The sequence below is a fragment of the Pigmentiphaga sp. H8 genome (assembly GCF_003854895.1).
Taxonomy (GTDB): Bacteria; Pseudomonadota; Gammaproteobacteria; order Burkholderiales; family Burkholderiaceae_B; genus Pigmentiphaga.
The window spans coordinates 205,151-219,335 of record NZ_CP033966.1 but is presented as its reverse complement, the minus strand read 5'-3'; the positions used below and the strand labels follow the sequence as shown (position 1 = coordinate 219,335).

Genomic DNA, 14,185 nt, shown 5'->3' with positions numbered 1-14,185 from the left:
GTTACGCGGACTGCGCCCCCGCAGTCTCGGAAAAACGCGCGGCATCGTGTGCAACGTCCGTACCCCCGGCGAGCCGAGTGAATAGTATAGAGACCATTGCCCCACCTTCGGGCCGGTTGGCAAGATCAATTCTGCCCCCGTGCTCCTCGACGATCTTCTTGACGATGGCCAGCCCCAGCCCCGTTCCCCGCACCTTGGTCGTGATGTAGGGTTCGAAGGCGCGCTGCAGGATGCGGGCGGCGAAGCCGGTGCCCGTATCGGTCACCATGAATTTGATGGACGCGTGCTCGCGGCCGTCGGGCAGCCGCGTCTGGATCAGGCGGGTGCTGACCGAGATGCGGTCGCTGGGCGTGGGCCCGGCCGGCGCGCCGTCTCCCGCCTGGCGGGCCGCTTCCTTGGCCTTCTCTTCGATCGAGTCGCGGGCGTTGGCGATCAGGTTGTGGATGACCTGGCGCAACTGGGTGGCGTCGCCGCGCACGCGCGGCAGCACCGACTCCAGGTCGACCGACAGCGCGATGTTGCCGGTGCCGGCCTTCAGCACGCCGCCCGCCGTGTCCCATCCGTACAAGGTCAGTACCTCGGCCACCAGCTCGTTCAAGTCCAGCAGCTGGTGCTGGGCCGGCGGCGTCCTGGCGTATTCGCGGAAATCGTCCACCATGCGCTGCATGGAACTGACCTGGTTGATGATGGTGGTGGTCGACCGCTTGAGCATGTCGGCGTCGGGCTGCGCGAGCTTGTCGGCCAGCTTGATGGCGATCCGCTCGGCCGAGAGCTGGATGGGCGTCAGGGGATTCTTGATCTCGTGCGCCAGCCGTCGCGCGACCTCGCCCCAGGCGACGGCGCGGTTGGCAGAGATGACCTCGGTAATGTCGTCGAACACGACCACGTAGCCCCCACTCGCTCCCGCCACCGGCAGGTGTGATCCTCGCGCGAGCAGGGTAATCGTATTGTCGTCGCCGTTGGGATCGGAATTGTTACCTTCGCGCACGGCTTGCGTGCCGGCAGCCGGCTGCGGCCGGACGATCTCGAACTGCTGTTGCCAGTACTGGCGCCCGGTGCCCGCCGCCGCGTGCTCGGCGAAGGCCGTGCGTATGGTCTGCGCGAAGGCGGTCAGCCCGTCCACGGTTTCCAGCGGCCGCCCGGTGACCGCGCGCAGGTCCACCCGCAGGATCTGCTGGGCGCCGCGGTTCACGGTGGCGACGCGGAAGGCCTCGTCGAACACCAGCACCCCCGACGACAGGTTCGACAGGATGCTTTCCAGGTAGACGTTGCTGCGTTCGAGCTGGCGCCGGTTGCTCTCGACCATGCGGCGCGCCTCGTCCAGCTGGCGGGTCATGGCGTTGAACGACCGGGTCAGCTGGCCCAGCTCGTCGCTCTGGGGCGGTTCCGGAATGGGCCGGTAGTCGCCCACTCCCACCGCCTGCGTGCCCTCGGCCAGGCGCAGCAGCGGCCGCACCATCCGGGACGACAGCGAGAAGGCCGCCGCGATCGCCGCGAACACCGCCAGCAGCAGCGCCAGGGTCAGCGTGATGCCGTACAGCTTGCGCAGGCCCACCCGCGACAGCGACAGCTCCTGGTAGTCGCGGTAGCCGCTCTGGACCTCCTCGGCGTTGCTGGCGATCTGTTCCGGCACACCCTGCAACAGCTGCAGGTAGCGCGACTCGGCCGGCAGCACGCCGGGCAGCTCGAAGCCGCCGACGGGCGCGATGGGAACGATCACGCGCAGGCGCAGGGCGCCGCCGTTGGACGTATCGCGGGTCGTGCCCAGCGGTCCCTGCACGCCGTCCACGGTGGTCGGGCTGGCGGTGCTGTTGGCCTCGGCGGCCGCATAGGAACGCGCGATCTTCAGCTGCCGCAGCACCTGCGGCGTGGGCGTCTCCGGCACCAGCGTGCCGTAGGAGTTGGTGGACCAGGCGATGACCCGGCCGCTGGAGGTGAACACCATCGCGTCCTGCACCCCCACCTGCTCGCGCAGGCGGGTCAGCGACAGCCCCACGTTCGACTCCTGGTTCTCGCCCAGTTCGATCGACATGGTGCGCGCCTTGGCGTTCATCTCCTGGAGCTGCGAATCGAGCGCCGCCCGGCCGAGGTTCAAGCCGGACTCGAGCGCGGTATCCACCCGCACGTTGAACCAGGACTCGATGGAACGCGACAGGAACTGCACCGACAGCATGTAGATCAGCACGCCGGGCACCACCCCCACCAGCGCGAATGCCAGCGCGAAGCGGGAGGTGAGCCGGGCGCCGAACTGTCCGCGCCGCAACTGCCCCATCAGCCTGACGGTCAGCGCGACCACCCAGGCGAACAGCGCCAGGGCGATGATGGCGTTGAGCCCCAGCAGCAGGCCGTACTGCTGTTCCAGGCGGGAGGAGTTGCCGGTGGACCAGGCCAGCAGGAACAGCAGCAAGAGGGCGCTCACGCCTCCCATGCCCAGGAGGACGCGCAGGAAGCGGTTCAGGATACGTACGCGGCGGGTTCGCATCATTGGGACTCCGTGGGAGGAGTCAGGCCCAGTCCCCGGGGGCTCGGGTGGGGCGATCCGCCTGGCAGGACCAGGCCATTGCCGCCGGAGGAGGCGCCGTTGGCGGGGACGATGGGCGCGGAGGGCGACGGGGGCGCCGACTGGGCGGGAACGGACTGCATGGGCACGGCGCCGGAGCCGGCGGGAGGCTGCACGGCATAGGGAGGCGGCACCGGAGGCGGCGGCAGGCCGGGCTGGGCGGCGGCGGGCGGCGCGGCATTGGAACTGGGCTGCGGCACGACCTCCTTGCCCAGGCGCACGCTGAATTCCGTCCAGGGCGTCGCCAGCGACCAGTCGCTGCTGTTCAGGGCGTTGACCTGGAACGGCTTGGAAAGCTGGGAGATGTCGAACCGTACGCGCAGCCGGCCTTCGTAGCGCGTGTCGGAACTCAGCGCGTCGCGGTCGCCGATGCGCCAGTTGCGCACGTGGCGCACGACCGACAAGGCCTCGACCAGCGACCCCACGGGCAGCGCGAGGTTGCCGGAATGCACGCGCCACTGGCGCGTCAGCGGGTTGTAGACGATGCGCCATGTCTGGTTCGAGGACAGCACGACCTCGTCGAACCAGTACCAGCGGGGCCGGCGGATCTCGACCTCGACCGAGAAATACAGCGGCAAGCCGCGCGCGACGGCATCCTCGAGCTGGTTGTTCAGATCCAGCAGGACGTCGGCACTGAGGAGCAGGTCACGGCCGCGTTCGGTCACCGTCACGGACTGGACGGCGGGCTCGGATGCCGGGGCTTGGCCGCCCCACAGCAACATCAGGGCGACGACCGGCAGGATCAGGACGCGGCGGAGTCGGAGAATGATCAAACCTTGGCAAACAACGCGTAGAAAAACCCATCGTGCTGCTCGGCCGGCCGATCAGGCTCCGCCTGCGTGAGCAATTGCCCAGGCGCAGGCAGCCGTGCCGCATCGGGGTGCCTGCGCTGGAAAGCCTCGGCTTGCCTGGCCCCCTCCGCGGGAAAAATCGAGCAGGTTGCATAAAGGAATTTACCACCGGGCGCCACCACCTGCCACAGGGCGTCGGCAATCCGGGCCTGGAGCGCGGCGGTATTGGCGACATCGCCCTCGCGCCGCAGCCAGCGGATGTCCGGATGGCGCCGGACGATGCCCGATGCGGTACAGGGCACGTCGGCCAGCACCGCGTCGAAGGGCCGCCCGTCCCACCAGGCATCCAGGTCGGCCACGTCGGCGGCCTGCGTGCGCGCCGACAGGCCCAGTCGCGCCAGGTTGGCGTCCACCCGCTCCAGCCTGCCGGCGTCGACGTCCAGCGCCAGCAGGTCGAGATCCGCCAGCTCCAGCAGATGCGCCGTCTTGCCGCCCGGCGCCGCGCAGGCGTCCAGCACGCGCATGCCGTCCTTCACCTGGAGCAGCGGCGCGGCCAGTTGCGCGGCGGCATCCTGGACCGACCACCATCCTTCGGCGAAGCCCGGCAGTTGCTGCACGGGCCGAGGCTGGGACAGCGCGACGCCCGTCTCGCCCACCGGCAGGGCATCGACGCCGGCGGCGCGGAAGGCCTCGAGCAGCGCCTCGCGGCGGGTGCGGCGGCGGTTGACGCGCAAGACCATGGCCGGTGGCCGGTTGGCGGCGCGCAGCAGCGATTGCCAATGGTCGGGATAGTCGATGCGCAACCGCCGCACCCACCACTCAGGATGGTTCCAGACGGCCTCGGGGCGGCGGTCGGCGGCGTCCAGCACGCTTTCGCGTTCGCGCAGGAAACGCCGCAGGCTGCCGTTGACCAGGCCCTTGAAGGGCGCGAGCGAACGCTGGCTGGCGGCGGCGCGCACCGCCTGATCCACCACCGTATGGGGTGCGTAGCTGACGCCGGCGGCGGCGGCCTCGCCCTCGTCCGCCACCAGCAGCGAAAACGCCGTCAGCAGCAAGGCATCGAGCAGCGGATCGGCCGGCTTGCGGGGGATCAGCGCCTGCTTGACCGCGCGGGCCCGCCCCAGCTGGCGCATGGCGTGGAAGGACAGCGCCTGGGCAGCCGGGCGCAGCGGCGCGGCAACGCGCGACAGCGCATCGGTAAGGGAAGCGCCCGCCAGCACGCCCTGCACGGCGCGCGCGGCGGCCAGCAGGATGTCGGACAAGGGGGCCGACGCGGGCCCGGTGGTCGGGGGCGCCATCAGGAAAGATCGGGGCTCCAGCCCCGCACGAAGACATCGGCCGGCTGGCGCTTGCCGCCGGCCTTCTGCAATTCGGTCAGGCGCAGGACGCCCTGGCCGGTGGCCAGGTCCACGCCGGCGGCGCCCGCGCGCACGACGCTGCCGGGGCTGGCCGGCGCCGCCTCGTCCAGCGCTTCGGCCCGCCATACCTTGACCGGATCCGCCAGGCCGGGCAGCCGCACCGTGGCTCCGGGCACCGGATTGAAGGCCAGGATGCGGCGCGCCAGTTCGGCGGCGGGGCGCGAGCAATCGAGCGCCGCCTCGGCCTTGTCCAGCTTGGCGGCGTAGGTCACGCCCTGGGCGGGCTGCGGCGTGGCCGGCAGGCCGTTTTCGTCCAGACGCGCCAGCGCCCGCACGATCAGTTCGCCGCCCAGCACGGCCAGGCGGTCGTGCAGTTCGCCGGCGGTCTGGCCCGCCTCGATCGGCAGCGCCTCTTCAAGCAGCATGTCGCCGGTGTCCAGGCCCGCGTCCATCTGCATGATGGTGATCCCGGTGCGCGCGTCGCCCGCCTCGATGGCGCGCTGGATGGGCGCGGCGCCGCGCCAGCGCGGCAGCAGGCTGGCATGGATGTTCAGGCAGCCCAGCCGGGGGATGTCCAGCACCGCCTGGGGCAGGATCAGGCCGTAGGCGGCCACGATCATCGCGTCGGCCCGCGCCGCGCGCAGCGCCTCGTGGGCCTGGGCGGCCTCGTCGGGATACTTGCCGTCCAGCCGCAGGCTGCGCGGTTGCAGCACCGGCGCGCCCACTTCCAGCGCCGCCGTCTTGACCGGACTGGGCGTGAGCTTGAGCCCGCGCCCGGCCGGCCGGTCCGGCTGGGTCAGGACCAGCGCGATCGTATGCCCGGCACCGATCAGGGCCTGGAGGGCGATTTTGGCGAATTCCGGCGTACCGGCAAAAACCAGATGCATCTGATGCTCCCCCCTACGCGCTTCGCGCGCCCCCCAGGGGGCGAAACCGGCGGACCGGCAGAGCCGGATCCGCGGTTTCCTGGATAGGGCTCGCTGCTTGGCGGACGGCCTTGCATGCCGGTTCCGGGGCGGGTGGGATGGGATCGTTGATTGTCGGAGGGGGAATGATACATGGTCCCCCCCTACGTGCTTGATACATGGCCCCCCCTACGCGCTTGCGCGCGCCCCCCAGGGGGCGATGCGGGTGGACCGGCAAAGCCGGATCCACCGCATCCTGGGTCTTCATGAGGTATCTCGGTGCGGAGCACCGCATACTTGCTTTGATCTTGGGCGCCGAGGATCCGGCTTTGCCGGTCCGCCAGCGCCGCCCCTTGAGGGGAGCGGCCATAGGCCGCGTGGGGTGGGCTTTCCCTCCGGTCCGCTAGCGCCGCCCCCTTGAGGGGGAGCGGCCGAAGGCCGCTTGGGGGTGGGCTTCCCTTTGGATCTCCCTTAGACCTTTTCCAGCTTGCGCAGCTTGGTCTTGATGCGGCTTTGCTTGAGGGGGGAGAGGTATTCGACGAAGACCTTGCCTTCCAGGTGGTCGAGTTCGTGCTGGACGCAGACGGCCAGGATGCCTTCGGCGTCGAATTCGTAGCGTTCGCCCTGTTCGTTGGTGGCCTCGACCTTGATCCGGGCGGAGCGCTTGACCTCGTCGTAGATGCCGGGCACCGACAGGCAGCCTTCTTCGTAGACCTGGGTTTCCTCGCTCTTCCAGGTGATGACCGGGTTGATCAGCACGAGCAGGTCGTCGCTGTGTTCGGAAACGTCGATGACCACGATGCGCTCGTGGACATCGACCTGGGTGGCGGCCAGCCCGATACCCGGCGCGGCGTACATGGTCTCGGCCATGTCGCGGACGATGCGGCGGATGCGGTCGTCGACCACGGCCACCGGCTTGGCTTTCTTGTGCAGCCTTGCGTCGGGATAGTGAAGAATGGGTAGCAATGCCATGGTTGTGTTGCCGTTGTCCCTCGAATGGGGCGCTTAACAGAATAATGGGGCCGGTTGGCCGGGATCCAAGGGGCAAGATACCACAGCTTCCCGGTGCCTCCGGCGGGCCCGCGCGGGGCGCGGATGGCGGCGGATCCTGCTATTAAATATAGCGGGAGGCATTGCCGCGAACGCCTGCCCTGGCCATTGGACGCGCCGGCGCGCGATCCGTTCGGAGACGATGCAGGACATCGATGTCCTGCCGGGGACCACCCTGCCGCGCCTGCCGTGTTTAGATAACGGCATGCCTCTCGCCCACACTCCGGAAGAATTGTCCGCCTGGCTGCGGCTCACCCTCGAACCCGCCATCGGGCCTGCCACCGCGCGCGACCTGCTGCGGGAAGTCGGGCTGCCCCAGCGCCTGTACAGCCTGTCCCGCGACGAATTGGCGGCCCTGCTGCCGCCGCCGCTGGCCGCCCAACTGGCCCGCCCGCTGTCGCGCGAGCAGGCCGCCGTCCTCGAGCGCACGCTGCGCTGGGCGGAACTTCCCGGCCACCACCTCCTGACGCTGGCCGATGCCGCCTACCCCCGGGCGCTGCTTGCCATCCACGATCCACCCCCGCTGCTGTACGTGGCGGGCGATCCGGCCCGGCTGTCGCCCCAGGCCATCGCCATCGTCGGCGCCCGTCACGCCACGCCCGACGGGCTGGCGAACGCGCGCGCCTATGCCCGCCATCTGGCGCAGCGGGGCTGGTGCATCGTCAGCGGCCTGGCCCTGGGCATCGACACCGCCGCCCACGAAGGCGCGCTCGAGGCCGGCCCCAATGCAGGCGGCACCGTGGCAGTGGTGGGAACGGGCGTCGATGTGGTCTATCCGCCGCGCAACCAGGACCTGGCCGAACGGATCGCCGCGCAAGGCGCCGTCGTGTCAGAGTTCCCGCTGGGCCTGCCCGCGCTGCCGCACCAGTTCCCCCGGCGCAACCGGCTGGTCGCGGGGCTGGCACGGGGCACGCTGGTGGCGGAAGCGGCGGCCCGCAGCGGGTCGCTCATCACCGCCCGGCTGGCGGCGGACGCCGGCCGCGAGGTGTTCGCCATCCCCGGCTCCATCCACTCGCCGCTGTCGCGGGGCTGCCACGCCCTGATCCGGCAGGGTGCCAAGCTGGTGGAATCGGCGCAGGACATCCTGGACGAGCTGGGCTCCCCGGCCGGACCCAGTCCGCTTGCGCCTGCGCCGGAACCGGATCCGGCCCGCCCGCAGGACCCTCTGCTGGCCGGCATGGGCTATGGCCCCATCCATATCGACGCGCTGGCCGCGCGCACCGGCCTCGCGGTTCCGGCGCTTCAGGCCAGGCTGCTCGAACTGGAATTGCAGGGGTGGATCGCCCGGCTGGACGGGGGCCGCTACCAGATCACACTCGGGCGCTGAACGCCCTGGTGTGCCACGCGAACAACGCATGAGCAGCAAATGCCTGACAATTTGCCTAGGGATGCAATTCAGCGTACAGTGGATCAAGCTTATATGCTGACTTATGTTCGAAATTCTCGTCTACCTCTTCGAGAACTACTACACGCCGGAAGCGTGCCCGGACCCGGAAACGCTGGCGCGCAAACTTGCCGCCGCCGGCTTCGAAGACGATGAAATCGACGACGCCCTGAGCTGGTTGTCCGGGCTTGCCGAATCCACTCATCGTTGTGTCGATCTCGCCCTTGTTCCCAGTAGCGGCTGTCGTGTCTATGCCGAGGCCGAGTATCGTCAACTCGGTTCGGAAGCGATCGGCTTCGTTGCCTTCCTGGAATCGGCGGGCGTCCTGTCGTCCCCCCTGCGCGAAATCGTCATCGACCGCGCCTTCGCGCTGGGCGAGGCGCCCGTGCCCCTGGACAAGCTCAAGATCATCGTCCTGATGGTGCTGTGGAGCCAGGAAACCGAAATCGACAACCTGATCCTGGAAGAACTGCTGGAAGACGGCAGCGCCCGGCAGCTGCATTAAGCCCCCTGTATTACCCCCTACGCTTACGCGCGCCCAGTATGGTGGGCCCCCAGCCGCTACGCGGCAGTCCCCCAACGGGGCCGGGGGTTGTTTTCAATGGAAACAAGTCTTAATCCGGGGTGCTTCGGAGGGCGGAGCCGGTGTTTTTTGGCTGGGTTGGCACAGGCCCGACTTGCATTGCTTAAAAATCCCCCCGTATCATCCGGCGCTTTGACGCACTATTTGTTCGCGTCGGCTCCGTCAACTGGAAGTCAATGGGCAAAACTCTGATCATCGCCGAGAAACCTTCGGTCGCGCTGGACATTTCCCGCGCGCTGGGCGGGTTCAAGCGCGAAGGCGATTATTTCGAAAGCGACGACTACGTGCTTTCGTCCAGCGTCGGGCACCTGCTCACCCTCGTGGCGCCCAACGATCCGGTCAAGGGCAAGTGGAGCTTCACCCATCTGCCGGTGATTCCGCCCGAGTTCGAACTGGGGCCGGCCGACAAGCGGTCGGAGGAACGCCTGCGCCTGCTGGTGCGGCTGATCAAGCGCAAGGACGTGGACGCGCTGATCAACGCCTGCGACGCGGGGCGCGAGGGCGAGCTGATCTTCCGCTACATCGCCCAGTACGCGAAGACCAACAAACCCATCCAGCGCCTGTGGCTGCAATCGATGACCCAGCAGGCCATCCGCGACGCCTTCGCCGACCTGCGTTCGGACACCGCGCTGCAGCCGCTGGAAGCCGCGGCGCGCTCGCGCGCCGAGGCCGACTGGCTGGTGGGCATCAACGGCACGCGCGCCATGACGGCCTTCAACAGCAAGGACGGCGGCTTCTTCAAGACCACGGTGGGCCGGGTGCAGACGCCCACGCTCGCCATCGTGTCCGAGCGCGAGGAGCGCATCCGCCAGTTCGTGCCGCGCGACTACTGGGAGGTGCGCGCGCAGTTCGTCGCCGCCGCCGGCCTGTACGAGGGCCGCTGGTTCGATCCCAAGCACGTCAAGGACCCGCAGGACCCCGAGAAGCGCGAATCGCGCCTGTGGAGCAAGGCGGCCGCCGAATCGGTCGTGGCGGCCTGCCGCGACCGCACGGGCTCGGTCACCGAGGAATCCAAGCCGTCCACCCAATTGTCCGGGCTGCTGTATGACCTGACCACGCTGCAGCGCGAGGCCAACTCGCGCTTCGGCTTCTCGGCCAAGACCACGCTGGCGCTGGCCCAGACTCTGTACGAACGCCACAAGGCGTTGACCTACCCCCGTACCGACTCGCGCTACCTGCCCGAGGACTACCTGGGCACGGTGCGCCAGACCATGCAGACGCTGGCCGCCAACCGGCCCGGCTACGCGCCGTTCGCCTTGAAGATACTGGACAGCGGCTGGGTCAAGCCCAACCGCCGCGTGTTCGACAACAAGAAGGTGTCGGACCACTTCGCCATCATCCCGACGCTGCAGGCGCCGCGCGAGTTGAGCGAGGCCGAGGCCAAGCTGTACGACCTCGTGGTCAAGCGATTCCTGGCGGTGTTCTTCCCCGCGGCCGAGTTCCTGGTCACGACCCGGATCACCGAGGTCGCCGGCCACAAGTTCAAGACCGAGGGCAAGGTCCTGGTCAACCCGGGCTGGATGGCCGTCTACGGCCGCGATGCGCAGGGCGAGGACGCCAACCTGGTGCCGGTCGCCTCCGGCGAACAGGTGCGCACCGAGGAAATCGAGGCCGTGGGCCTGGTCACCAAGCCGCCCGCCCGCTACACGGAAGCGACGCTGCTGTCGGCCATGGAAGGCGCGGGCAAGCTGGTCGACGACGAAGAGCTGCGCGAGGCCATGTCGGCGCGCGGCCTGGGCACGCCAGCCACGCGCGCGGGCATCATCGAAGGGCTGATCAACGAGGTCTACCTGCGCCGCGAGGGCCGCGACCTGGTGCCCACCGCCAAGGCGCGCCAATTGATGACGCTGCTGTCGGGCCTGGACGTGGACGAGCTGACCTCGCCCGAGCTGACCGGCGAATGGGAACACAAGCTGTCGCAGATCGAGCAGGGCCAACTGGCGCGCGAGGCCTTCATGCGCGAGATCGCGCAGATGACCCAGGTCATCGTCAAGCGCGCGAAGGAATACGACCGCGACACGGTGCCGGGCGACTACGCCACCCTGACCACGCCCTGCCCGAAATGCGGCGCCGTGGTCAAGGAGAACTACCGGCGCTACGCCTGCACCGCCTGCGATTTCTCGATCAGCAAGCACCCCGGCGGGCGCACCTTCGAGCAGCAGGAAGTCGAGGAACTGCTGGCCAAGCGCGAGATCGGCCCGCTGAACGGCTTCATCAGCAAGATGGGCCGGCCGTTCTCGGCCATCCTGCGGATCACCGACGACTACAAGCTGGAGTTCGACTTCGGCCAGGCCGACGAGGAATCCTCCGAGGCCGTGGACTTCTCCGGCCAGACGCCGGTGGGTCCGTGCCCGAAATGCGGCTCGAACGTGTTCGAGCACGGCATGAGCTTCGTGTGCGAGAAGTCGGTCGGGCCGCAGCGTTCGTGCGACTTCCGTTCCGGGAAAGTCATCCTGCAGCAGGAGATCACGGCCGAGCAGATGGGCAAGCTGCTGGCCGAAGGACGCACCGACCTGCTGCAGAACTTCGTTTCCAGCCGTACCAATCGCAAGTTCAAGGCCTTCCTGGTGCGGCAGCCCGATGGCAAGATAGGCTTCGAGTTCGAGCCCCGCCCCGCCAAGGGCGGCAAGGCAGGCGAGGACGCGCCGGCGGCGCGCAAGACGGCGGCGAAGAAAACCGCCGGCCAGGACGAAGCCGCCACGGCGCCGGCGAAGAAGGCCCCCGCCAAGAAGGCGGCGGCCAAGAAGTCCCCGGCGCGCAAGACCGCCGCCAAGAAAGCCCCCGCGAAAAAAGCCGCCAGGAAGGCGGCCGCGAAGACCTCCAGCTGAGCCACAGCCCAATGACCAAGAAGAAAACGCCCTCACGGGCGCGCAAGTCTCCTGTTGCCGAGCAGCCCGCCGAGGATCGCGTGGACGTCGATCCCGGCCCCGGCGGCAAGCCCTGGTACGTCGTGCGCCGCTCGCGGGTGCACGGGACCGGCGTGTTCGCGGCTCGCAAGATCCCGGCCGGCACCCGCGTCATCGAATACTCGGGCGAACGCATCAGCGCGGCCGAGGCCGACCGCCGCCATCCGGTCAATCCCGAGGATCCTTACCACACCTTCTTCTTCGCGTTGGAAAGCGGCAAGGTGATCGACGGCGGCAGCCAGGGCAACGACGCACGCTGGATCAACCATGCCTGCGAGCCCAACTGCGAAGCCGAGGAAACGGACGATGGCCGCGTCTTCATCGTCTCGCAGCATCCCATCGACCGCGGCGACGAACTCAACTATGACTACGGCCTGGTCATCGACGAGCGCATCACGCCGACGTTGAAGAAGAACTACCAGTGCCTGTGCGGCGCCGAGACGTGCCGGGGCACGATGCTGGCGCTCAAGCGGCGTAAGAAAACGAAGAAGAAAAAAGCCTAGAAGCGGGCAGGGGACCGGACGGCCGCGCCGCCCGGTCCGGCCGTTCAGTTGTAGTCGCCGACCCGCATGGCCTGGGAGTCGCCGCCGTTGCGGGACACCACCGAGCCGTTGACGACGCGCACCGGGTCGCCGCTGCGCCACGGATAGGCCGACGCGCTGTGGAAAGTGCGCACGCTGCCGTCGTTCATCCTGACGGTCATCTCGTACTGCGTCGAGCTGCGCACGCGCTTCTCGACCTCGTTGCCCGCGTAGGCGCCGCCCAACGCGCCCAGCACCGTCAACGCGGTGCGGCCGCTGCCGCCGCCGAACTGGTTGCCGACCACGCCGCCCACGACGCCGCCGCCCACCGCGCCCAGGCCCGTACCCTGGCCCTGGACCTGCAAGGCGCGCACGCTTTCAACCGTGCCGCAGTTGCCGCAGGTGGACGCGACCGGCCGGGCGGGTTCGCGATAGACCGGCGCGGGCCGGCTGGCGGGGCGCGCCGGTGCCACGCGCTCGGCCGCTGCCTGCTTGGCCGGAACCGGGGCATGGGCCGAAGCTTTGCCGAAATCACGGCCGCCGGCCGAGGCGGACGCTTCGGCCACTTCCTGCGCCGGAGCCGATTTGGCCAGCGGCGAGGGCAGCAGTCCGGTCAGGACGCCCACGCCCACGGCGGCCAGGACGATGATGCTGATGGCCGCCGCGGCCACCAGCGGGTGCAGCGCGACGGCGCCCCGCATGGACCGATGCGCGCGCGCGAACGCGGCATCGACAGGGGATCGGGGACCGGAAGAAGTACCGGAAAACATGGCGTCACTCCGCTCGTAAGGTTCACGTAAGTTACCTCCAAGTCGCCTTCCAGGTTGTTTCCCGGGGTCGCGGGATCTCGCGCTTTCTGTATCGGAATTGACCGAATGTTTCCGCCCCGGGGTGGCAAAGTCTGCCAGAATGGGTCGCATGGACATCACCCTGACCGAACTCGAGGAAGCGATCAATTTCTGGCGCGCGCGCAAGCCTTCGACGAGCGAAGCGTGTGTGTTGTGCATGGAAGCCGCGGCGCTGGCGGGGCCGTATGCCGCCATGATCATGAATCACCAGTCCGCGCTGGACGAGGCCGCGATGCCCGAAGCAGCGCGGGCGGCCCTATCGGCCTGGCGGCAGGCGCGCCAGGCCATCGCCCGGGTCAAAGACTGACGCGGGGGGCTTGGGCAGGAGGAACGATCAGGGATACCGGCGCGAACGCGCCCAAGCTGGCCTTCATGGACAGCGCGGCCTCCAGCGTGAACACGCCATCGGCCACCATCTCCAGCACCTCTTCCGGCGACACCGTACGCAAGGCGACCACTTCGCCGTCCTGGTTCTCGGGCACGACCTCGGGCCCCAGCACGGTATCGACCACGGTCACGTGCTCGACCTGATAGCCTTCTGGCAAGACCCGGCGCACGGTGAACTGGCCGCTGCGACGGCCGTCCTTCAGGTGATGGGGCAGCAGGCCGGCCTCTTCCCAGCTTTCGCGCAGCAGGGCCGATTCGGGGGTTTCCGCGGCGCTGACCAGGCCGCCCACCAGGGTGTCCCACATGCCCGGATCGGTCGTCTTGGAGAACGACCGCTGGGCGATCCACAACTGACCGCTGTCGGTCCAGGCATTCAGGTGGACGGCATGGGTGGCGATGCCCAGCGGCCGCACGGATGCCCGCTCGACCACGCCCAGGACGGTGCCGTCCTCGGCCACCACGTCCAGCAGTTCGTTGCGCCAGCCATTGAGCCGGCCCGCCTCGTAAAGGGCCGCGGCGACGCGGGCCAGCAGCTCGCTGACGGCCTGGGTCCGCCCGGCCGCCGGTGCGCCGGCCAGCTCGGGCAGCAGGTGCACCGTGCCGGGTTCCATCGATATTTCGCCGGGAAAGGCGGCCAGCCAGTGCTGCACGTCGTGCGCCACCCAGCCGCAATCATGGCCGGCAATGCGCAGCCGCGGAGAATCGGGAGGCGGATCGACCTGAGCACGAGCCGATATGGAGTCGAATACGTTCATCCAGATTGAATGTCCTAAACAGCAAGCTCCCATTGTGCCGGAAGTCCGGATGGGGCGCCCGGCGGGGCCTCGTAAGCGAAGGTGAATCGGGTGGCCTCGGGTAAGATGCCGGCGCTCGCACCGCACCCCAAGGAAGA

At 68.9% G+C, this 14,185-nt stretch carries 12 protein-coding genes; 5 read left to right on the top strand and 7 right to left on the bottom strand.

What is annotated here, in order from left to right; translation table 11 throughout:
• Position 1: 1 nt before the first annotated feature.
• The 5 genes from EGT29_RS01055 to def all read right to left on the bottom strand — a co-directional run bounded on the left by EGT29_RS01055 (position 2) and on the right by def (position 6,586).
• Positions 2 to 2,458 carry a PAS domain-containing sensor histidine kinase gene (locus tag EGT29_RS01055; RefSeq protein WP_124692166.1) on the bottom strand — a complete coding sequence of 819 codons (2,457 nt, stop codon included), beginning with the start codon at positions 2,456 to 2,458 and terminating at the stop codon, positions 2 to 4.
• A 23-nt stretch (positions 2,459 to 2,481) separates the two neighbouring features.
• Positions 2,482 to 3,333, bottom strand: coding sequence for a DUF4390 domain-containing protein (locus EGT29_RS28680; protein WP_238160256.1), 852 nt, complete (start codon positions 3,331 to 3,333; stop codon positions 2,482 to 2,484).
• Positions 3,330 to 4,652, bottom strand: coding sequence for a 16S rRNA (cytosine(967)-C(5))-methyltransferase RsmB (gene rsmB, locus EGT29_RS01045; protein WP_370283084.1), 1,323 nt, complete (start codon positions 4,650 to 4,652; stop codon positions 3,330 to 3,332). Before rsmB ends, EGT29_RS28680 begins: the two co-directional genes overlap by 4 nt.
• Positions 4,649 to 5,596 (bottom strand): methionyl-tRNA formyltransferase, encoded by a 948-nt coding sequence (fmt, locus tag EGT29_RS01040; RefSeq protein WP_124687285.1) that lies wholly within the window; start codon positions 5,594 to 5,596, stop codon positions 4,649 to 4,651. The genes rsmB and fmt overlap by 4 nt, the downstream gene beginning before the upstream one ends.
• A gap of 489 nt (positions 5,597 to 6,085) precedes the next feature.
• Positions 6,086 to 6,586 (bottom strand): peptide deformylase, encoded by a 501-nt coding sequence (def, locus tag EGT29_RS01035; RefSeq protein WP_124687284.1) that lies wholly within the window; start codon positions 6,584 to 6,586, stop codon positions 6,086 to 6,088.
• Between the two features lie 283 nt (positions 6,587 to 6,869).
• Here def and dprA point away from each other — a divergent pair, with 283 nt between their 5' ends.
• From dprA to EGT29_RS01015, 4 genes are all read left to right on the top strand, one after another.
• Positions 6,870 to 7,991 (top strand): DNA-processing protein DprA, encoded by a 1,122-nt coding sequence (gene dprA, locus EGT29_RS01030; protein WP_124692165.1) that lies wholly within the window; start codon positions 6,870 to 6,872, stop codon positions 7,989 to 7,991.
• Between the two features lie 103 nt (positions 7,992 to 8,094).
• Positions 8,095 to 8,553 (top strand): DUF494 family protein, encoded by a 459-nt coding sequence (locus EGT29_RS01025; protein WP_124687283.1) that lies wholly within the window; start codon positions 8,095 to 8,097, stop codon positions 8,551 to 8,553.
• Positions 8,554 to 8,807: 254 nt separating this feature from the next.
• Entirely contained in the window at positions 8,808 to 11,459 is a 2,652-nt protein-coding gene (locus EGT29_RS01020) for a DNA topoisomerase III (RefSeq protein WP_124687282.1), read from the top strand.
• A gap of 11 nt (positions 11,460 to 11,470) precedes the next feature.
• Positions 11,471 to 12,040: an SET domain-containing protein gene (locus EGT29_RS01015; RefSeq protein ID WP_124687281.1), complete on the top strand. Its 570-nt coding sequence runs from the start codon at positions 11,471 to 11,473 to the stop codon at positions 12,038 to 12,040.
• A 44-nt stretch (positions 12,041 to 12,084) separates the two neighbouring features.
• Here the strand turns inward: EGT29_RS01015 and EGT29_RS01010 are convergent, their stop codons facing one another.
• The gene (locus EGT29_RS01010; protein WP_238160255.1) at positions 12,085 to 12,828 is read right to left on the bottom strand and encodes a glycine zipper 2TM domain-containing protein; all 744 of its coding nucleotides are present in this window, start codon (positions 12,826 to 12,828) and stop codon (positions 12,085 to 12,087) included.
• Between the two features lie 148 nt (positions 12,829 to 12,976).
• Here EGT29_RS01010 and EGT29_RS01005 point away from each other — a divergent pair, with 148 nt between their 5' ends.
• Positions 12,977 to 13,213 carry a DUF3717 domain-containing protein gene (locus tag EGT29_RS01005; RefSeq protein ID WP_124687280.1) on the top strand — a complete coding sequence of 79 codons (237 nt, stop codon included), beginning with the start codon at positions 12,977 to 12,979 and terminating at the stop codon, positions 13,211 to 13,213.
• On the opposite strand, the gene EGT29_RS01000 is transcribed toward EGT29_RS01005, so the two are convergent.
• Entirely contained in the window at positions 13,203 to 14,048 is an 846-nt protein-coding gene (locus EGT29_RS01000; protein ID WP_124687279.1) for an NUDIX hydrolase family protein, read from the bottom strand. The genes EGT29_RS01005 and EGT29_RS01000 overlap by 11 nt on opposite strands.
• Positions 14,049 to 14,185: the final 137 nt, after the last annotated feature.